A 19,579-nucleotide genomic window follows, 5' to 3' on the forward strand; every position below is an offset into this window, starting at 1 on the left:
AACGCCTCCTGCTTGCCGCCCTGCTGCCCGCCGCCGCCGCCTGCACCGTCAACATGTCGGGGTCCAACGCGGCCGGCGATGCCGAGGCCGCCTCCGCGCAGGCGGCCGCTCCTGCCGCCGAGACTGACGACACGGCACCGGCCGCGACCGACGCGCACCTCGCCGCGATGCTCGCCGGCGACTGGCGCGACCCGGCCAACGTCGCCCGCGACCGCTACCGCCACCCGGCCGAAACGCTCGGCTTCTTCGGGCTGGCGCCGGGGCAGACCGTGGTCGAGATCACCCCCGGCGGCGGCTGGTACGCCGAGATCCTCGCGCCCTACCTGCGCGACGGCGGCCAGTACGTCGCCGCGGTGGTCGACCCGGCCGCGCTGCCCGCCGGCGGCGGCCGCGACTACCAGCAGCGCAGCCGCGACCGGCTGGAGGCGAAGTTCGCCGGCGACGCCGAACGCTACGACCGCGCCACCGTGGTCGCGTTCGACCCGGCCGCACCGGTGTTCGGCCCGGCCGGCTCGGCCGACCTCGTCCTGACCTTCCGCAACGTCCACAACTGGCGCGGCGACGGCAACGCCCAGGCCATGTTCAACGGCTTCTTCGACGTGCTGAAGCCGGGCGGCACGCTCGGCGTGGTCGAGCACCGCGCCGCCGCCGACGTGGCCGACGACGACAAGAGCGGCTACGTCGGCACCGACCAGGTGATCGCGCTGGCCGAGGCCGCCGGCTTCGAGCTGGCCGGCCGCAGCGAGGTCAACGCCAACCCGGCCGACACCAAGGACCACCCGAACGGCGTGTGGACCCTGCCACCGGGCAACAACCACGACGAAGCCGACGCCACGAAGTACCGGGCGATCGGCGAGAGCGACCGGATGACCCTGCGCTTCCGCAAGCCGGCGGCAGGGTAAACCACCCGTCACTGCCCGGCCCGTCCCGGTAGGAGCGACGTGAGTCGCGACCCACTGACCGATGGAGCCACTGCGATCAACGCGCAACCCCGGTCGCGCGATCGCTGGACATCCGCCCACGAACACAACTCCGCGTGGACCGGCGCGCATCCCGTTGCCAGTGGGTCGCGACTCATGTCGCTCCTACCGGCGCGCGGGTCGGCGCACAGTGATCCACGACGGTACGAGGCTCCATGCTCATCGCCTTCAACAAACCCTATGGCGTGCTGTGCCAGTTCACCGACCGCAGCACCCCGCCGCGGCCGACGCTGGCGGGGTTCGGGCTGCCGCCGGGGGTGTACGCCGCCGGTCGGCTCGACCACGACAGCGAGGGCCTGCTGCTGCTCACCGACGACGGCGGCCTCGCGCACCGGCTGACCGACCCGCGCCACAAGCAGCCCAAGACCTACCAGGTGCAGGTGGAAGGCGAGCCGCGGCCTGAGCAGCTGGCGGCGCTGCGCCGCGGGGTCGAACTGCGCGACGGCCCTACCCGTCCCGCGAAGGTCGAGGCGATCGCGGCGCCGGCGCTGTGGCCGCGCGATCCGCCGGTGCGGTTCCGCAGGACCGTGCCCGACGCCTGGCTGCAGCTGGTGATCGGCGAAGGCCGCAACCGCCAGGTGCGGCGCATGACCGCGGCGGTCGGGCTGCCGACACTGCGGCTGGTGCGCGTCGCGATCGGCGCGGTCGCGCTGGACGGCCTGGAACCCGGCCAGTGGCGCGAGGTCGATCCGCGCCACGCCACCCGCGAGTCGCTCGCCTGAATGATTCATAAATCGCGCGCGGGATGATTGGCCTGCGCGGGCAAACCTGCGATTCTGCAAGGGTTGCCCGTTCAGCTTGATCGGGTGCGCCGGCTCCAGGTGGGGAACCCGATGATGCACTCCGAAACCACCCTTGGCCGCATCCTGGTCGTCGACGACCAAGCCGCCAACCTGCGCGTGGTCAGCGCGCTGCTGACGCGCGAGCGCTACCAGGTGATCACCGCCGCCAGCGGCGAGGAAGCCCTCGCGCGCTACGCCGAGGCGGTGCCCGACATGATCCTGCTCGACATGATGATGCCGGGCATGGACGGTTTCGAAGTGCTCGCCGCGTTGCGCGCGCAGGAGCCGCCGCTGCGGATCCCGGTGGTGTTCGTCACCGCCGCGCACGACCGCGACCTGCTGCTGCGCGCATTCGACGCCGGCGTGGTCGATTACGTGACCAAGCCGTTCCTGCCGGAGGAACTGCTGGCGCGGGTCAACGCGCACATCGGCCTGAAGCTCACCCGCGACCGGCTGGAGCGCGTGGCGCGCGAGCGCGAGGAGCTGGTCAACCTGGTCGCGCACGACCTCAAGAACCCGCTGTCGAGCGTGCTGTTCGCCAGCGACATCCTGATCAACCACGGCTGCAAGCCCGAGCGCATCCCGCGCTACCTGCAGATGATCCACGAGAGCGCCGACGACGCGCTGGGCTACATCCGCCATTACCTGGAGTCGCGCGCCGGCGCCGACGGCCACCGCGTCCGCGACTGCGGCGACCTCGGTGCAACGCTGGAGTGGCTGGTCGACCGCTACGAGTTCCAGCTCGACGCGCGCGGCATCGCGGTGGAGCTGGCCTTGCCGCCGGCCGACACGCACGTCGCGATCGACACGCGGGTGCTGCGCCAGCTCGGCGAGAACCTGGTCACCAACGCGATGAAGTACGCCCCCGGCAGCGAGCTGCTGCTGGCCGGCCGTGCCGGTGCGCCGGGCTACTGGCAGCTGGTGGCGGCCGACCGCGGCCCCGGCATCCCGCCGGCCCAGCAGCGCGAACTGTTCAAGCCGTTCACCCGCCTGCAGCAACCCGAGGACGGCATCTCCAGCGGCCTCGGGCTGTCACTGGCCAAGCAGATCGTCGCCAACGCCGGCGGCCAACTCTGGTACGAGGACCGCGAAGGCGGCGGTGCCTGCTTCGTGATCGAACTGCCCGAGGCCGACGGCGACGCCGACTGCTGAGCCGGCGTCGCGGTTGAGCGATCGACCGGTCGGGCGATTTGCCGGGTGCCTCAGTCCGAGCTGGGCGTGGTGGCGGCGCCGCTGCGCGCCCTGCTCGTGGTCTTGCGCGCGGTGGACGAACTCCGGGCAGTCGACGAGCCATTGGAGCGACGCGCCTCGACCCGGCGCGCGTTGCCTTCGATCGGCGCCTCCTGCGCCTGCCGTGCCCTGCGACGGGCGGCGTACCACAACAGGCCGGCGCCGGCGGCGGTCGCCACGAGCAGCGCCGGGTGGCGGCGGGCGAAGAACCTGGCCGCGCGCAGGCCGCCCTTGGCCGCGCCGAGCTTCATGCCGGTGCCGAGCAGGACGCCGGCCTTGCTCGGCACGGCGTTGCGCAGGCTGTCGCCGACGCTGCTGGCCAGGCGCAGGGTGTGGTCGGACAGGGTGTCGAAACGGCTCATTCGTGGGTCCTCGCGGGGGGCGTATGCGAAGCAGTTTCCGCAGCGCCGCGTAGTCCCCGCGTGAGCCGCGCCGGCGCCGTTGGGGTGGCGCTCAGGTCCCGCGCGGCTTGGCCCGGTGGGTGGCGGTCGCGGTCCACGGGTCGTCCGGCCACGGATGGCGCGGGTAGCGGCCCTTCATTTCCTTGCGGACCTCGGGGTAGGTGCGCTCCCAGAAGCTGCGCAGGTCGCCGGTGACCTGCAGCGGACGGCCGCCGGGCGACAGCAGGTGCAGGGTCAGCGGCACCCGGCCGTCGGCGATCCGCGGGGTGTCGGCCAGCCCGAACAGCTCCTGCAGCTTGACCGCCAGCACCGGCGCCAGCGGTTCGCCGGCGATGTCGTCGAAGCCGTAGCGGACCGGCCGCTCCAGCCCCGACGGCACCGCGATCCGGACCGGCGCCAGCGCGTCGATGCGCTGGCGGGTGGCCCAGTCGACGCCGGATTTCAGCGCTTCGGCCAGTTCGGTTTCGGCCAGCGCGTCGAGCCGGGTCTTGCCGGCCAGGGCCGGTTGCAGCCAGTCGGCCAGGCGCTCGAGCAGGACGGTATCGAACAGGTCCGGCAGGTCGAGGTCCGGACACCAGTGGCGCAGGCTGCGGACGCGGTCGCGCCACTGCCGCAGCGTGTCGGTCCACGGCAGCGCGTCGAGGCCGAGCTGGCGAACCGCGTCGACCAGCGCCTCGGCGTAGCGCGCGCGATCGGGCTGGGCGATCGGACGGCGGTCGAGCACGATGCGGTCGAAGCGCCGTTCGCGCACCGCGGCAATGGCGTTGCGCCCGGCGTCCCAGACCACGCGGTCCTCGCTGGTGAAGCGGCCCGGCCAGTCGCGTTCCAGCCGCTGCGGGTCGAGCGGCGCGGCGCGCAGGATGCGGGCGTCGCGGCCGGGCTGGCGGCCGTCGTCGCGCAGCTCGGCGACCAGCAGCCACGGCTCGCCGAACAGGGCGCTGTCGTCGAACAGGCGCGCGCCGCGGCCGTTGGCGAGCTGGTAGCGCAGCGGGTCGGACGGGTGCTGGCGGGCGATGCGGTCCGGCCAGGCGTGGGCGAGCAGGTCGCCGATGCGATGCGGCGCGACGTGGTCGGGCGGTGTGCCTTCGACCCGCAGGCGACGGCGCCAGTGGCGCGCGGCCTGGTCGATCGCGGCAAGTGCGGAGCGCGACGCGGTGTCGGGTACGCGCCCCTGGCGGAACCCGGCCAGCGCCTGCCAGCGCGCGGCGAACGCATCGCCACCGCTGCGCAGCGGGTCGCGCGCCTCGACCAGCGCGGCGAGGTCGCAGGCCAGCGCACGCTCGTCGTCACCGGCGGCCAGCAGCATCGCCGCCAGCCGCGGGTGGGTGCCGAGCGCGAGCATGCGCCGGCCGAGCGCGGTGATCGCGTCGCCATCGAGCGCGCCGAGGCGCTGCAGCAGTTCGCGCCCGGCGGCGAGCGCACCCGCGGGCGGCGGATCGGGGAAGCGCAGGTTGGCATCGCCCCAGCCGGCGAGTTCCAGCGCCAGGCCCGACAGATCGACCTGGGCGATCTCGGGCCGGCGCTGCGGCTCCAGCCGCTGCGACTGCGGCCACAGGCGGTAGGCCCAGCCGTCGGCGACCCGGCCGGCGCGGCCGGCACGCTGGTCGGCGGAGGACTGCGCGATGCCGACCACGTCGAGCCGGGCGAAGCCGCTGTTGGGGTCGTACCGCGGCTCGCGCGCGAGGCCGCTGTCGACCACCACCCGCACGCCGGGCAGGGTCACGCTGGACTCGGCGACGTTGGTCGCCAGCACCACGCGGCGGCGGCCGTCGTCGCCCGGCTGCAGCACGCGCGCCTGCTGCTCGACCGGCAGCTCGCCGTGCAGTGCGAGCAGTTCGACGCCGGGCGTGGCGGCTTCGAGCACGCGCAGGGCGCGGTCGATCTCGCGGCGGCCGGGCAGGAACGCGAGCACGTCGCCCGGGTGCGTCGCCAGCGCATGCTCGACCGCGCGACGCAGCTGGTGCTCGGCCTTCTCGTCGCGGCGCGCGGGGAAGTGCGCGATGTCGACCGGGAAGCTGCGGCCGGCGCTGGCCAGCCGCGGCGCGTCGAGGAACTGCGCGAGGCGCTCGCCGTCGAGGGTCGCCGACATCACCACGATCCGCAGGTCTTCGCGCAGGCCGGTCTGCACGTCGAGCGCGAGTGCGAGGCCAAGGTCGGCCGACAGGTGGCGTTCGTGGAACTCGTCGAACAGCAGGGCGCCGACACCGTCCGGCCCGCTTCCGCCAAGCTCGGGATCGTCCTGCAGCATGCGGGTGAGGATGCCTTCGGTGACGACCTCGATGCGGGTGGCGGCGCTGACCTGGTGGTCGAAGCGGATGCGGTAGCCGACGGTTTGGCCGACGGGTTCGCCGAGCTGCGCGGCCATGAAACGGGCGGCGGCGCGGGCGGCGACGCGGCGGGGTTCGAGCATCACGATGCGGCGGCCGGCGAGCCACGGTGCATCGAGCAGGGCCGGCGGCACGCGGGTGGTCTTGCCGGCGCCGGGCGGGGCTTCGAGCACGAGCCGCGGGTGCGAGGCGAGGCTGTCGCGGATCCGCGGCAGCAGGTCGTCGATGGGGAAGGTCTGGGGGCTCACCTGCGGAAGGATAGGGGTTCACCTAGAATCCGCGCCCATGGACTTGATCGACATCGGCGCCAACCTCACCCACGACTCCTTCGACCACGACCGCGACGCCGTCATGCAGCGTGCGCGCGATGCGGGCGTAGCGCAGATGGTCGTCACCGGCGCGAGCCGCGAGCACTCGCCGCAGGCGCTTGCACTCGCCCGGTCGCACCCTGGCGAACTTTTCGCCACCGCCGGCATCCACCCGCACCACGCCAGCGAGTACACCGCCGAGTGCGACGCCGAGATGCGCGCGCTGCACATGCATGCCGAGGTGGTCGCCGTCGGCGAATGCGGACTCGACTACTTCCGCGACTTCTCGCCACGACCGGCGCAGCGCCGCGCGTTCTCGATGCAGCTGCAGATCGCTGTCGACACGGGCAAGCCGCTGTTCCTGCACCAGCGCGATGCACACGCCGACTTCATGTCGGTGATGCGCGAGTTCGACGGGCGGCTCGGCCCGGCGGTCGTGCACTGCTTCACCGGCAGCCGCGAGGAGCTGTTCGACTACCTCGACCGGGACTGGCACATCGGTATCACCGGCTGGCTGTGCGACGAACGCCGCGGCCAGCACCTGCGCGAACTTGTGAAGAACATCCCCGCCAACCGGTTGATGATCGAGACCGACGCACCCTACCTGCTGCCGCGCACGGTGAAGCCTTCGCCGTCGCACCGGCGCAACGAGCCGATGTACCTCGCCCACATCGTCGAGGAGCTTGCCCGCGACCGCGGCGAGGACGTCGCGGTGACGGCCGCCAACAGCACCGCCACCGCGCGCGCGTTCTTCGGGCTGCCGTCGCGCTGAGCACGCACAACACGCGCGGCGTTGCGACGACCGCGATCAGCCGAGCTTCACCAGCTCGACGCGGCGGTTCTTCGCCTTGCCGTCCTCGGTGCCGTTGTCCGCCACCGGCTGGTCCTGGCCCAAGCCCTGCGCCCGCAGGCGCGAAGCGTCGATGCCCTGCGCGGTGAGCGCGGCCACCACCGACGCCGCCCGTGCTTCGGAAAGCTCGCGGTTGCGCGCGGCGTCGCCGGTGTTGTCGGTATGGCCGTTGACAGACAGCTTCAGCTCCGGGTCGTCCTTCAGCAGCTGTACGACCTGATCGAGCTGCGGTTTCGACTCCGGCAGGATCTCCGCCTCGTTGGTCGCGAAGTTGACCTGCAGGGCGACCTTGCCGTCGGCGTCGAGCTTCTGCTTGATCTCGCTGGCCGGCAGCAGCGACGCGGTCGCCTCGAACGGCGCCGACTCGACCACCATCCACGAACCGCTCGCGGTGTTGCCGACGAAGTGCAGCCAGATGTTGCGGTCCGGCCGGCGCACCAGCCAGGTCGCCACCTTCTCGTTGTATATGTCGCCGCGGCCCTCCGAGTACGCCTGCTCCGCGTCCCAGGCGTCGATCACCTCCTGCGGCGGCCGGCTCTCGGTCACCTTGACGCCACCGGCCTGCGCGACCTGGTGGTCGAGGTTGCGCATCACCTCCGCCCGCGACCAGCCCTTGCCGTCGGCGGCATGCACGAGCGACTCGAACACGCGACCCTCGACCCACTCGAGCCGGTCGCCGGTCCAGACCGCGACGCGGTCGAAGTCGCGCACCGGGATCGGGCTGTTGGGGTTCCCGTAACCATTCGGCAGGCTGAAGTACGGGAAGTCGCCGAGCGGCGCCTGCGACACCGCGACCGCGTCGATGTCGAAGCCTTTCGGCTCTGCCGGCGCGGCCGGGTCCGCGGGCGCGGCCGGGCTGGCGTCCGGCACCGTCGCGAAGGAGTCGGTGGCCGAGGCCGTGTCGGCGCCATCGGCGCTGCGGTCGCCACATGCCGTCGCTCCCACGGACAGCAGGACGAGCAGCAGGGCGTTGCGAAGTGGGCGACGCGGGTTGGGGTTCATTCGTACGATTCCTTGCGGTTTTTCAATGGCTGGTTCCGCCGGGACGCCGGGAGGTATGCGGCGCGTTCGCGGCATCGATTTGTTCGAGCGTGCGCGGAAGTTCGAAAAGTGACGCCTCGAGTGCCCCGTGTTCCACCGCGAACACCTCGTAACCGCGGACGTCGTCGCGCCCGGCAAGGCGGCCGCGGAACGCCATCAGCAGGCCGCTGCGCGGGTCGACCCAGAGGGTGCCGTTGTCGGTGCCGTCCGGGCCGCGTCCGTCGGCGCCGCGGTAGCGCCAGCGGCGTACGAGACGGTTGGCGATGACGTCCACCGCGCCGGCCTCGCAGCGCGCGCCCATGTGCGCGCAGGGCGCATCGGGGTCGAGCCGGAAGTGCGCCCAGGCCGGCGACGGCACCGGCAGTGCGACGTCGCCGTCGACGCTGACCAGCCACGCCCGGTTGCCGGCGGTATCGGCCAGCAGATAGCCATCGTCGCCCCCGGGGATACTGAAATCGATCCGCAGCCGCGACCCGGACATCCGCACCGTCATCGGCATCGTGGCATCGCCGCGCACCGGGCCGATGCCGGCGGCCCGTGCGTGCAGGATGACGTCGACTGCGCCCTCGCCTGCCACGGCGGTGCCCGCCGGCACCAGTGGCAGGCACAACCACAGCGCGATTCCGGCGATGCGTCGCACTTCAGCGCAGGCCCGACGGATTGTCGATCGGCGACTGCATGCGCACGATCGCGTACGACTCCAGCCGGATCCGGCTGTAGTGGCCGACCGAGCAGCGCAGGCTCTCGCGCCAGGTGTCGCCCTCGGTAATCAGCGCCGACAGCCCGCCGATCACCCGGTCGACAAACGGCACGATCATCGGGTAGCAGTAGCGCACGCGGATCTTGAGGATGTTGGCGTCCTGTACGCTGACGCCACTGCTGCCGACGCGGGTGTCGCGGAAGGCGAGGTTGTCGTTGGGCAGCGCGCGCTTGCCGTCCCATTGCACCTCGGCGAACTCGTTCCAGGCGCGCCGGGTCGGGCTGACGATCTCGACGTCGGTGTAGGCGAGCACGTCGGCACGGGCCTTGACCGCGCCCTCCGCCACGCCCGCCAGCCCGGGCGAATCGACGTAGAGCGGCGTCAGCCCGCGGGTCAGTCCCTGGCGGATCTCGCCGCGGTCGGCACCGTGCACCGCGCCGCTGCGCGCGGCCTCGAGCGCGGCATAGTCGAGCGTTGCCTTGGCCCGGTAGATCAGCATGAACTGGAACACCGCCAGCAGCAGGAACAGGAAGGCCGGCACCACGATCACGAACTCCAGCAGCGACTGCCCGTGCTGAGCCCGCCGCACGCCGGCAGGCATGCCCCGCACACGCTTCATGCGTCGATCGGCTGCCATTGCAGCACCTCCCCTTTCACCGGGTCGAGCCGTGCCAGTCCGCCGGCGCGGAGCTCGACCGTCGCATGCGCGCCGCGCTGCGCACATGCGCGCCACGGCTTCACGTCTTCGCGCCAGCCGACCACCTCGCCGTCGCGACCCAGGAACAGCAGGTCGAGCGGATAGCCCATCCAGAACGTGTGCACCGAGTTGCACGGCGACAGCCACAACGCCTCGGCGCCATCGCCGGCGAGCGGGTGGCGACCGAGCAGGCCGCGCAGGCGCTGCCACCACCGGTCGGCGCGCCACACCCGTGGCACCAGGCAGTCGCCGTCGCGGCAGAGGCGACCCGTCTTCACAGGATCCCCTGCTGTTTCATCTGCAGGTAGATGAAGTACGCCAGCACCAGGAAGATCAACGGAAAGAAGAACATCACCAGCGGCAGCATCATCTTGACCGGCGCTTCGAGCGCGAGCTTCTCGGCACGCAGGAAGCGCTCCTCGCGGCGCTGGCCGGCCTGCGCACGCAGCGCGTCGCTGAGGCTGGCACCGACGCGGTCGGCCTGGATCAGCGAGCTGGTGAAGTTGGAGATCTGCGAGATGTCCATGCGGTCGGCCATGCGCCGTAGCGCCTCGGCGCGCGGCAGGCCGGCGCGCAGGTCGCGCAGCATGCGCGCGAACTCCTGCCCCAGCGGACCCTGCGGCCCCTTCTGCACCGCCTGTTCGATCGCACCGGTGATGTTGAGGCCGGCCTCGACCGCCATGGTGATGAAGTCGAGGTAGGTCGGCAGGTCGCGAACCACCTTGCGGCGGCGCAGGTTGCGCTTCTCGCTGAGCCACAGGCTCGGGTACATCCAGCCCAGCGGCGCGCCGAACAGCACGCACATCAGCAACGTCGCGAAACCGGCGCGCCCTAGCATCAGCACCAGCAGCCCGAAGAACAGCACGACGACCGCGGCCGCGACCACGCGCAGGCCGTACAGGCTCTCGGGCGTCAGCACGTAGTCCTGGCCCGCCGACTGCAACGCGCGGTGGGTCTTCTCCAGCTGCGCCGACTTCAGCCGCGGCGCGATCGCCAGCGTGGTCGCGGTGACCACCGGCCAGATCAGCTGCAGCCCCTTCGGCAGCGGGTCCTGGTAATGGCGGTCCTCGGCCGGCACCTGCTGCAGCAGCCCGCGGGTGGCCACCAGCACCAGCCCGACGGCACCGGCTGCGGCGATTGCGACGAGGATCAGCAGCATGCTCATACGTCGATCGTCATGATCTTGCGGCACATGCGGTAGCCGAGGTACTCCATCACCGCGCAGATGGCGATCACCGTCCATCCGATCGGGGTGTGGAACATCGGCCGCATGGTCTCGGGGTAGGCGAACGCAAGGAACGCGACCATCGCCACGGGCAGCATCGCCATGACGATGCCCTGCAGCCGGCCCTGCGACGTCAGCGCCTTGACCTTGCCTTCCATGATCAGCCGGCGACGCAGTGTCTCGGCGAGGATGGTCAGGCTCTCGGCAAGGTTGCCGCCGACCTCGCGCGAGATCTGCACCGCCGAGACGAACAGCTTGACGTCCTGCACCGGCACGCGCTCGGCGAAGTGGTCCAGCGCCTCCTCGGTCTTCACGCCCATGCGCTGCTCGCGCAGCACCAGTGCCAGCTCCTGCGCCAGCGGCGGCATGCCGTCGGCGACCATCGCCTCCATCGCGGGGCCGAAACCGACGCCGGCCTTCATGCTGCCGGCGAGCATCAGCAGGCCGTCGGGAAGCTGCTCCTGGATCCGGTCGATCCGGCGCTGGCGCATCCACACGTAGATCTTGCGCGGCAGGATCGCCAGCAGCAGCACAGCCGCGATCGGCAGCAGCAGGTTGCCGGTGGCGACCCAGAGCAACAGCGGTACCAGTACCAGCAGGCCGATGTTGAAGGCGAACAGGTTGCCGGTGTCCATGAACATGAACATGTCGGCCAGGTTGATCCGCGCCTGGCTGACGAAGCTCTCCTGGTAGCGGTGCATGAACCGCTCGCCGGCCTGCACAGCGACGATGCCGGCCGCGGCTACGCCGGCGAACACCAGCAGGCCGATGAGCCACACGTTCACTCGATGCTCCCGGGCTTGCGGAAGATCGCCAGGTCGACCGGCACGCCGCGTTCGGCCAGCTCCTCGTAGAACTCCGGCACCGCACCGGTGGCGACGAAATCACCCTCGACCCGCCCATCGGCGCCGGCGTGGTTTCGCGCACGGAACAGGAACACGTCCTGCATCTGGATGGTGCCGCTCTCCAGCCCGGTGATCTCGGTGATGTGGCTGACCTTGCGCGAGCCGCACGGGTAGCGGCGCTGGTGCACGATCAGGTCGACCGCCGAGGCGATCTGCTCGCGCACGACGGTCATCGGCAGGTCCATCGACGACATCAGCACCATGACCTCCAGCCGCGAAAGCGCCTCGCGCGGGTTGTTGGCGTGGGCGGTGGTCAGCGAGCCCTCGTGTCCGGTGTTCATCGCCTGCAGCATGTCCAGCGCCTCGCCGCCACGGCACTCGCCGACGACGATCCGGTCCGGACGCATGCGCAACGCGTTCTTGACCAGGTCGCGGATGGTGATCTGCCCCTTGCCCTCGAGGTTGGGCGGACGTGCCTCCAGCGCCACCAGGTTGGGCTGCACCAGTTTCAGCTCGGCGGCGTCCTCGATGGTGACGATGCGCTCGTGGTCCGGGATGAAGTTGGACAGGATGTTGAGCAGCGTGGTCTTGCCCGAACCGGTGCCACCGGTGACCACGATGTTGCGACGCTCGCGCACGGCGATGGTCAGGAAGTCGAGCATCTGCTGGTTCATCGACCCGAACGACAGCAGGTCCTCGCCGGTGAGCTTGCGCTTGGCGAACTTGCGGATGCTGACGCTCGCGCCGCGCAGCGCGACCGGCGGGATGATCGCGTTGACGCGCGAGCCGTCCTTCAGGCGCGCGTCGACCATCGGCGAGCTCTCGTCGATGCGCCGGCCCAGCGGGGTGACGATGCGCTCGATCGCCGACAGCACTGCGCGCTCGCTGGTGAAGCACACCTCGGATTTTTCGATCCGGCCGTTGCGCTCGATGTAGATCTGGTCGAACGCGTTGACCATGATCTCGGTCACCGTGTTGTCGTCGATCAGGTCTTCCAGCGGGCCGAGGCCGATCGCCTCGTCGAGCACCTGCTTGGCCAGCCGGCGCGGATTGATGTTCTTGGGCAGGTCGGCGAAGTCGCGCGCCATGATCTCGTCGATGAGCTTCATGGTGGCCTCGCGCAGGGCCTCGTCGCTGAGGCTGCGCACGTCGAGCCGGCGCAGGTCCATCTGCTTGACCAGCGCGCCGTGCACGCGTGCGCGCCAGACGTTCATCTCCGGCGGCAGATCGGCGGCGCGGGCGATCTCGCGCGAGTCGGACATGCGCGCCGGTTCCGGGGCGGGCGACGGCGGTACCGGGCGGGCCGGTGCGACCGGCTCGTTGGCCGCGGCGACCGGGGTACTGCGCGAATCCTCGTTGACCACCCGGATGCGGTACTCGCCGATCTCGACCAGGTCGTGGCGGGTCAGCGGCCCGTGGCTGGTCTTCACCTTCTGGCCATTGACCAGCACCGCCGCGCGGCCGCCTCCGAGCGACTCGATGAAGATGCCGTCGTCCATCCGCCGCAGCGCGGCGTGGCGGCTGCCGATGTTCCAGCCCTGCAGCACCACCAGGTTGCCGTCGCCGCGGCCGATGCCGCACTCGCGGTGCAGGCAGCGCACCTCGCGCGGATCGCGGTTTCCGGTTTCGATCAGGACGTTGAACATGCGCGCACCACCTACTTGTCGAGCTTGCGCCCGAGGTCGTCCTCGTACATCCGGCGTATCTGCCGGCCCTGCTCGATCCGGTCGAGGTTCTGCTGCGAATCCGGCCCGACGATGCGCGGGGTGACGAACACCACTAGGTCGGTCTGGTTGGCGCGGAACCGGTCGGAGCGGAACAGCCGGCCGAGGATCGGGATCTCGCCGAGGATCGGGAACTTGTCGGCCGACTTGGCCGCGTTGATGTCGGTCAATCCCGAAATGACAATGGTCTCGCCGTCGCGGACGTTGGCTTCCGAGCGGGTGCGCCGGGTCAGGAACCCCGGAATCCCGTTGACGGTGATGCTCGGGTCGATCCGGCTGACCTCGGCCATCAGCGTGGTGAGGATCTCGCCCGAGCCGTTGACCACCGGCGAGATGTCGAGCTTGATGCCGTACTCCTTGAACTCGACCTGGGTCTGGCCGAACAGCGAGGACACTGGGATCGGCACCTCGCCGCCGACCAGGAAGTTGGCCTCGCCGCCACTGCGCGTGCTCAGGTGCGGCGACGCGAGCGCGTAGGCCTTGCCCTTGTTGACCAGCAGGTTGATCCGCGAGGTGATCGAGGTGGCCAGGCCGAACGCGGTCTGGATCGGGTTGGCCAGTCCGTCGAACTCGGGCTTGTCGAAGTCGCTGCCCTCCGGCAGCACGCGGAACTCCGAGGACGACGAGTCGTACAGCGCGCCGGCATTGGGGCCGTCGATGCTGCTGTCCCAGCGGATGCCGAGTTCCTCCAGCGCGTTGCGGTCGAACTCCATGATCTGCACGTCCATCGCCACCATCGGCCGCATGCCGACCGCGTCGACGCTGCCGAGGTTGACGATGCTCGGGTAGGCCTTGCGCATCTCCTCGATGCGGTACCAGTCGGCCTGGCTGATGTCCTGCCCGGTGACCACCACGTTGCCGCCGACGATCGCCACCCGCGCGCTGCTCGCCGGGCCGAGCATCGACTGCAGCACGCGCGCAGCCTGCCCGAGGTTGTCATCGACGATGGTGACCGGCACGTCGCGCTGGCTGCCGTCGGTGAACCACAGGTGCAGGGCGGTGTTGCCCGGCTCGTTGGCGATGATCACCAGCTCGCGGCTGCCGAGGGTCTTGACCTCCAGCAGCTTGCCGCTGCCGACGGCGACGCGGCGCAGCGCGCGGTCGACACCGTGCACCACCACCTGGCCGCCGTAGAGGGTCAACTCGGCTGGCAGCGGGCCCTGGCCGTTTGTGCCCGCGGCCGGGATCGCCGCTGCACCGGTCGCGCGGGTGCGTTCGATCTCGCTGGTCTCGGGCACGTAGGTGGCGCCCGCGGGGGGCGTCGCGGCCGGTGCCGGCTGCGCGGCGCCGCGCAGCATTTCGCCGGCGCGGCTGATCACCTCGGCGGCACTGGCGTCGCCACCTTCGTCCTGTCCCGCCCCCGCCGCGAACGCGGCGCCGCTCCACAACGCGAGCGGCAGCATCCATGCCGCCCGATGCCATCCCCTGCGACCCCATGTCGTCGACACCTTCAACTTCCACCCCCGATGATGAATTCCACGCCGCCGCCACGCCGCCGGGCCACCGGCCGGGGCGCGCCGCGCAGCAGTTCGCTTTCAGTCAGTCCGTCGAGGCCGAACGCGGTGCCGTCCTCGCGCTGCCGCAGCAGCACGCGCAGGTCGCCGGCCTTGTCGGCCACGGTCAGGCGCTCGGCTTGGCGCGGCTGCAGCTCCAGGGTCATGGTCGAGAAGCCAAGCCCGCCCTCGTCGTTGGCCAGTTCCTCGCCGACCCGCGTGCCGGTGGCGAGCACGTTGATGTCCTCCAGCAGCGGCATCACCCGGGTGTTGCCGCCGTCCTGCTCGACCGACATCAGGATGTCGACGCGGTCGCCCGGCGTGACCATGCCCGAGATCGAGTTGGTCTCGTCGACCTGCAGCGTGTAGCCGACCCGGCCCTCGCCGATCACCCGCGAGAACTGGTCATACAGCGGCACCAGCGCGGCGCCCGGCAGCGGTGCGCCTTCGCGCACCGGCGCCCGCAGCATGCGGCCCATCAACATGGTGTAGTTGTCCGGCGTGACGGCATCGGCCGGCACGAAGTCGACCGGCACCTCGCGCACCGCCAGGTCCTCCTCGTTGATCACGGTGCCGATGTCCATGTCGCGCTTGGGCACCGCGACCGGAACCATCTCGGTGGCGGCATCGCGCGTGCGCTCGTCGACCTCGGCGCGGATGTAGCCGACCGCGGCGACCGCGGCGATGACGCCGAGCAGCGCGGCCACCCCTATGTAGAGGAGGTTTCGGTTCACTGTGGGCATGCGGTTTTCCATCTAGATGGGAATCTCGAACCAGGACAGCGAGATCGCGTCGACGAACGCGACGTAGGCGTCGCCGATCGCCTGCACGAGCTCGAGGATGATGTTCGGGTTGGCGACCAGCACGAGCACCGCGCAAACCAGCAGCACGGTGTATTCGACCAGGCCTTGCCCGCGTTGGTAGTGGCGACCTCGCGGCGCGCGCATGCGACCTCCCCCCGTCATCGCTCCCCTCATCCCCCCGTGCGGTTGGCCAGCACGGTGGTGCTGTCCCCCTCGCGCTGGATCGCCAGCGACAGGTGTTCGTCGCCGCGGCTGAACTCCACCAGGCAGCGACTGGCCATGACCGAACAGCCCGGGCCTTCCGGCTTCCAGCCGTCGGCGGCAAGCCGGCTGCGGTAGAACAGATAGTTCTGGCTGGGACCGAGCGTGTTGCGCAGCGCGAGCGTGCGCGGACGGCCGTCCAGGTCGAGGTATTGCACGTCGCTGAGCACCTCGGTGTTGGCCGGGCGGGCGAGCCAGGCGCCAGGGGGCTGCTCCGGCTTGCCGACGCGGGTGTCCATGATCCCGACGGTCGCTTCGGTGCCGCCGCCGACGCCCTCGATCTGCACGGTGATGTAGTACCTGCCCTCGAGGTGCCCGAGCACGGTGCCGGCACCGAGGTCGTTCTCGACCACCGCACCCGCCCATTCGTCGCGGTAGAAGCGCTTCACGTCGTCCGGCCGGTCGCTCGTGCGGAACTTGCGGGTGCTCATCGGCAGCCCGTTGAACAGCATGTCGGCAGCGACGTCGATGCCTTCCGCGCCGCCAGGCATCGGCACGTCCGGCCAGTCCGCCGCCGCGGCCGGCGTCGCGAGCGCAAGCAGCACGAGCGCGAACACCTCAACGACGAGGCGCATACGGCTCCAGTCGGGGCTTGGGCACCACGTCGGGTTCGATGTGGCCGATGTCGAGGTTGTCGAGGACACCGACCACCGGGATCACGTCCGGAATCTTCCAGTCGGGCAACACTCCGTCGAGGTATGAGCTCGGTACCAGGGTGCGTACCTGGGCGAGGACACTGCGCGGGTGCGGCGACTCGCCCTTGCCGGCGCCGGCGGCGTTCCAGGCATCGGCCAGAAGCATCTGGTGCGATTCCATCCGCAGGTTGATTGTGTCGAACGGCGCGAGGTAGACCGCTGGCCGGCCATCGATCGTGCGCAGGTTCTGCGGATTGATGTTCACCCGGGTTTCGACAAGCCCCTTGTCGTTGGGCGGGAACTCGCCGGGAAACGATTCGGCCATATCCAGCACGTCGTCCATGAAGCCCGGCGCGCCGCGGTTCGCGTAGCGACCGAGCTGGACGTCCGCCCGGCGCAGCAGCGGCTGGTTGCTGAAGGTGTTGAGAAACACACCGGGTACCGGCGAACGCGGCGACGGCGCCGCCGGGACGGTGCTTCGGACCGGTTCGTTGGCTGGTGCGAAGTGGCGGGCCATCAGCAGCCGTTCCATGCGCGCGCGCTCGGGCACGCCGTAGTCCTTGTGCACCGTGGCCTGCCAGGCGGACGCCCGGGCCATCTGCTCGCCCTTGTGCTGCAGGTGGATGTACTTGGCGAGGATCGGCACCAGCAGGAACAGTGGCACCAGCACCGCACCCATCACCGCGACCTCGGTAAGGGATTGCCCACGCTGGCGCCGGTGCCACGCGCGCCGCCCACGGCGAGGTATCGAGCCCGTAGCGTCCCGGCGCACGTTCACGCGTCATCTCCGTCCGGATCGGCATAGGCGTCCGGATCCAGTGCCTCGCCAACGGTGAACGCAAGTGTGCGGATGCGACAACCCTTCCCGTCGAGGGGTTCCTGCGACAGCACGATCGCATCGAGGCTGGCTTCGACCGGACGCGTCGGGCTGCAGCCCTCTCCCGCGTCGCGATCGTCGAAGCCGAACGCGCGGCCTCCGGACCACAGGCATTGTTCGATCCCGCCCTCGATGCCACGTCCGCGCCACGCGCGGCACGACGCGCCGGCCACCTGGCTGGTGCCGATCGCCGTAAAGCCCGCCGGCGCGTCGGCCGCCGGATCCAGCGGGAAGCGCGGCAGGATTTCCCCGCCGGGCACCGGTTCGACCACGCCGGAGCCGGCCGACGCGGCGGTGCCCAGTTCCCGGCTCATCTCCGTCGAACCGTTGGCGTGGCTGTAGCGCCCGCTGTACTCGAGCTGGAACAGGCAGCTGTCGACCGGGGCACCGTCCTCCAGCCCGAGCGTCCAGTGATCGTCGCGGATGACTTCCAATCCCGGCGAGATCCACATCCGCAGGCGGGTGGTGCCCAACCGCTCCAGTTCGGCGACCTCCAGCTCGCGGACCGGCCAGCCGGTCTCGCGGCAGCGGTCCAGCGCGAGGTGGTAGTCGCGACGGGCGGCGTTCTCTCCGTCCACCATCCGCTCCTGTACCTGGTCGAGGTGGATCGCCGGCCAGTCTTCAACGGCGCCGTCGGGGGCGGAAAGATCCAGCCCGGCGCCGGGAGCCGGCGGCGTGTACTCGGCCTCGGCGGCGGGCCCGTCGGTGCAAGCCGCAAGACCGATTGCAAGCACGAGTGCCAGAACCGGCGTCACCGGGCCGGCCATACCTGCCCGCCGCGTCACGTCACGCCACCTGCAAGGCCAAGCGCGTTGCGCACGGCGCCGGGCGTCTCGACCAGCCTCGCTTGCCAGTAGGGGCTGAAAAGGCTGCCCCATTCGCGTAGCCCGTCGTGGCGTCGGAACATGTCCAGTGTCACCGGTCGTTCGAAGTAGACCTCGGCCGACGCCAGCGCGGAGATGCGCGCGGTCCGCTCACGCAATGCCATCCGGCCGCTCGCAAGGCCAACGGTGTTGCTGGTCCGGGCTTCGCGCATGTCGACGGTGGCCTCGACGGTGAACACCGGGCCGTTGCCGTAGGTGCCCTTCTTGTCTTTCTTGAGGTCGTGGTAGTCGCGCAGCCCGTTGTAGCCGGTGAAGTAGGCGCCCTTGGGCTGGCCGCCGTGAACCCGGACGTTGGGGTCGCCGCTTGCCGAGCGCGTGACGAGATCGCGCGGGTTCATGCCGCCGTAGATGCCGTGGCGCCGGTTGTCGAACGGCGAACGCCAGCCGCGGTTGCGGTTGAATCCCGGCAGGAAACGCTGGCGCCGGTAGCTGGATACCGCCTGGGCCCCGCCCCAGCCGGCCGGGATGTCGATGTCGTCCATGCCCAGCCAGCTCGGGAAGTCGATCTTCAGTTGCATCGTGTCCATGGCCGCCCAGCGGTCGTACTCGACCATGTCGGTACCGCCGTAGGTCGCGAACTTGATCGCGAAGCCGAGCGACTGGCTGCGGTTCCAGCTGAACTCGTCACGCGACTGCATGACGACGTTGCGGTAGCGGTTGAACGCCTCGCTCTGGCCGCGACGCGGAAGGCGGTGGAAGTCGAGGAAGCGGTTCTGCGACTCCACCAGCTGGCCGACGAGCACGCCGGCACCCAGAGTGCTCAGCCTGGCCCGGTCCACGTTGCCCTTGAGCACAGTGCTGGCAATATGCATCGCCTCGGCTTTGGAGGCGAAGGTGATCGCCAGCGCGGCCGCCCCGGCATAGAACCCGTTGAGCTCGTCCAGCAGGGTTATCGCCCCTTGGATCAGAGGCTGCGCCGTTCTACGGGCGGCTTTGAGGCCCTGGTCCGCAACCTTGAAGCCGGTCGCCAGGAACCGTGCGGGTATCGCCACCGGCGGAAACGGAATGAGGCTGAGCGCATCGAACAGGGTCTTGAGATTGAACGCAGCCTGGTTGAGGTGGTTGATCCACGAATAGATGCTGACGAACTGCGCCACCGCCACTTCGTTGGCTACCCGTCCGCGGTTCATGTAGGCCGCGAAGTTCCATGCGCGCGCCTGCTGCACGGCGACGCTGTAGGCGGCGGCGTCGGCGGCATTGGTCAACTGGACCTTGCGATGCACCACCTGCCCGGTGTTGAACAGCAGTACCGTGCCGACCGCGAGCACCAGGAGGAACACCACGCCCAGCACCAGTGCCTGCCCGCGTTGCCGGCGGCCTGCGGTCGCCCGGACCGCGCCGCGGCGAAACGGGCGGGGCCGGTCGGATGGGGTTGCTTGCATGCCCGGTCACCTCGCAACGGGGCCGCGGGCCATAGCCCGCGGTCGACGATGTCCTGGAGAGAAGGAGAAAAGGGCGTCGCCGTGGACGACGCCCGGGCCGGCCGGTGCCCGTCCATGGGCGACCGCGCGGCGGG

General features: G+C 70.6%; 20 protein-coding genes. 4 read left to right on the plus strand and 16 right to left on the minus strand.

Features of this window, described 5'->3' with window-relative positions; genetic code table 11:
* Window positions 1-53: 53 nt before the first annotated feature.
* From N799_RS06495 to N799_RS06505, 3 genes are all read left to right on the plus strand, one after another.
* On the plus strand, window positions 54-902 hold the full coding sequence (locus N799_RS06495; RefSeq protein ID WP_036209857.1) for a class I SAM-dependent methyltransferase: 849 nt from the start codon (window positions 54-56) through the stop codon (window positions 900-902).
* Window positions 903-1,135: 233 nt separating this feature from the next.
* Window positions 1,136-1,702, plus strand: a complete 567-nt coding sequence (locus N799_RS06500; protein WP_036209660.1) for a pseudouridine synthase — start codon at window positions 1,136-1,138, stop codon at window positions 1,700-1,702.
* A 111-nt stretch (window positions 1,703-1,813) separates the two neighbouring features.
* The gene (locus N799_RS06505; RefSeq protein ID WP_036209663.1) at window positions 1,814-2,914 is read left to right on the plus strand and encodes a hybrid sensor histidine kinase/response regulator; all 1,101 of its coding nucleotides are present in this window, start codon (window positions 1,814-1,816) and stop codon (window positions 2,912-2,914) included.
* Window positions 2,915-2,964: 50 nt separating this feature from the next.
* On the opposite strand, the gene N799_RS06510 is transcribed toward N799_RS06505, so the two are convergent.
* Window positions 2,965-3,354: a hypothetical protein gene (locus tag N799_RS06510; RefSeq protein WP_036209666.1), complete on the minus strand. Its 390-nt coding sequence runs from the start codon at window positions 3,352-3,354 to the stop codon at window positions 2,965-2,967.
* A gap of 91 nt (window positions 3,355-3,445) precedes the next feature.
* Window positions 3,446-5,968 (minus strand): ATP-dependent helicase HrpB, encoded by a 2,523-nt coding sequence (gene hrpB, locus N799_RS06515; RefSeq protein WP_036209669.1) that lies wholly within the window; start codon window positions 5,966-5,968, stop codon window positions 3,446-3,448.
* Window positions 5,969-6,005: 37 nt separating this feature from the next.
* Here hrpB and N799_RS06520 point away from each other — a divergent pair, with 37 nt between their 5' ends.
* Window positions 6,006-6,800 (plus strand): TatD family hydrolase, encoded by a 795-nt coding sequence (locus N799_RS06520; RefSeq protein WP_036209672.1) that lies wholly within the window; start codon window positions 6,006-6,008, stop codon window positions 6,798-6,800.
* A gap of 36 nt (window positions 6,801-6,836) precedes the next feature.
* Here N799_RS06520 and N799_RS06525 read toward each other — a convergent pair whose 3' ends face one another.
* The 14 genes from N799_RS06525 to N799_RS06590 form a co-directional block, all read right to left on the minus strand.
* Window positions 6,837-7,880, minus strand: coding sequence for an OmpA family protein (locus N799_RS06525; protein WP_238978822.1), 1,044 nt, complete (start codon window positions 7,878-7,880; stop codon window positions 6,837-6,839).
* Window positions 7,881-7,902: 22 nt separating this feature from the next.
* Window positions 7,903-8,559 (minus strand): hypothetical protein, encoded by a 657-nt coding sequence (locus N799_RS06530; protein ID WP_052101310.1) that lies wholly within the window; start codon window positions 8,557-8,559, stop codon window positions 7,903-7,905.
* A gap of 1 nt (window position 8,560) precedes the next feature.
* Window positions 8,561-9,238: a TadE/TadG family type IV pilus assembly protein gene (locus N799_RS06535; RefSeq protein ID WP_036209675.1), complete on the minus strand. Its 678-nt coding sequence runs from the start codon at window positions 9,236-9,238 to the stop codon at window positions 8,561-8,563.
* Window positions 9,235-9,594: a DUF192 domain-containing protein gene (locus N799_RS06540; protein ID WP_036209678.1), complete on the minus strand. Its 360-nt coding sequence runs from the start codon at window positions 9,592-9,594 to the stop codon at window positions 9,235-9,237. Before N799_RS06540 ends, N799_RS06535 begins: the two co-directional genes overlap by 4 nt.
* Window positions 9,591-10,481 (minus strand): type II secretion system F family protein, encoded by an 891-nt coding sequence (locus N799_RS06545; RefSeq protein WP_036209680.1) that lies wholly within the window; start codon window positions 10,479-10,481, stop codon window positions 9,591-9,593. The genes N799_RS06540 and N799_RS06545 overlap by 4 nt, the downstream gene beginning before the upstream one ends.
* Window positions 10,478-11,326 carry a type II secretion system F family protein gene (locus tag N799_RS06550; RefSeq protein WP_036209683.1) on the minus strand — a complete coding sequence of 283 codons (849 nt, stop codon included), beginning with the start codon at window positions 11,324-11,326 and terminating at the stop codon, window positions 10,478-10,480. The genes N799_RS06545 and N799_RS06550 overlap by 4 nt, the downstream gene beginning before the upstream one ends.
* On the minus strand, window positions 11,323-13,032 hold the full coding sequence (locus N799_RS06555; protein ID WP_036209691.1) for a TadA family conjugal transfer-associated ATPase: 1,710 nt from the start codon (window positions 13,030-13,032) through the stop codon (window positions 11,323-11,325). Before N799_RS06555 ends, N799_RS06550 begins: the two co-directional genes overlap by 4 nt.
* A gap of 11 nt (window positions 13,033-13,043) precedes the next feature.
* Window positions 13,044-14,513, minus strand: coding sequence for a type II and III secretion system protein family protein (locus tag N799_RS06560; RefSeq protein ID WP_052101311.1), 1,470 nt, complete (start codon window positions 14,511-14,513; stop codon window positions 13,044-13,046).
* Window positions 14,514-14,560: 47 nt separating this feature from the next.
* The gene (gene cpaB / locus N799_RS06565; protein ID WP_238978824.1) at window positions 14,561-15,346 is read right to left on the minus strand and encodes a Flp pilus assembly protein CpaB; all 786 of its coding nucleotides are present in this window, start codon (window positions 15,344-15,346) and stop codon (window positions 14,561-14,563) included.
* Window positions 15,347-15,358: 12 nt separating this feature from the next.
* Window positions 15,359-15,550 (minus strand): hypothetical protein, encoded by a 192-nt coding sequence (locus N799_RS06570; RefSeq protein ID WP_036209697.1) that lies wholly within the window; start codon window positions 15,548-15,550, stop codon window positions 15,359-15,361.
* Between the two features lie 26 nt (window positions 15,551-15,576).
* A complete protein-coding gene (locus N799_RS06575; protein WP_036209700.1) occupies window positions 15,577-16,242 on the minus strand; it encodes a hypothetical protein in 666 nt (221 codons plus the stop codon).
* On the minus strand, window positions 16,226-16,981 hold the full coding sequence (locus tag N799_RS15630; protein ID WP_036209702.1) for a hypothetical protein: 756 nt from the start codon (window positions 16,979-16,981) through the stop codon (window positions 16,226-16,228). Before N799_RS15630 ends, N799_RS06575 begins: the two co-directional genes overlap by 17 nt.
* A gap of 95 nt (window positions 16,982-17,076) precedes the next feature.
* Window positions 17,077-17,934, minus strand: a complete 858-nt coding sequence (locus N799_RS06585; RefSeq protein ID WP_160279956.1) for a hypothetical protein — start codon at window positions 17,932-17,934, stop codon at window positions 17,077-17,079.
* 26 nt (window positions 17,935-17,960) lie between these two features.
* The gene (locus tag N799_RS06590) at window positions 17,961-19,445 is read right to left on the minus strand and encodes a pilus assembly protein TadG-related protein (protein ID WP_238978826.1); all 1,485 of its coding nucleotides are present in this window, start codon (window positions 19,443-19,445) and stop codon (window positions 17,961-17,963) included.
* Between the last annotated feature and the right edge of the window lie 134 nt (window positions 19,446-19,579).

The organism is Lysobacter arseniciresistens ZS79 (assembly GCF_000768335.1).
Taxonomy (GTDB): Bacteria; Pseudomonadota; Gammaproteobacteria; order Xanthomonadales; family Xanthomonadaceae; genus Novilysobacter; species Novilysobacter arseniciresistens.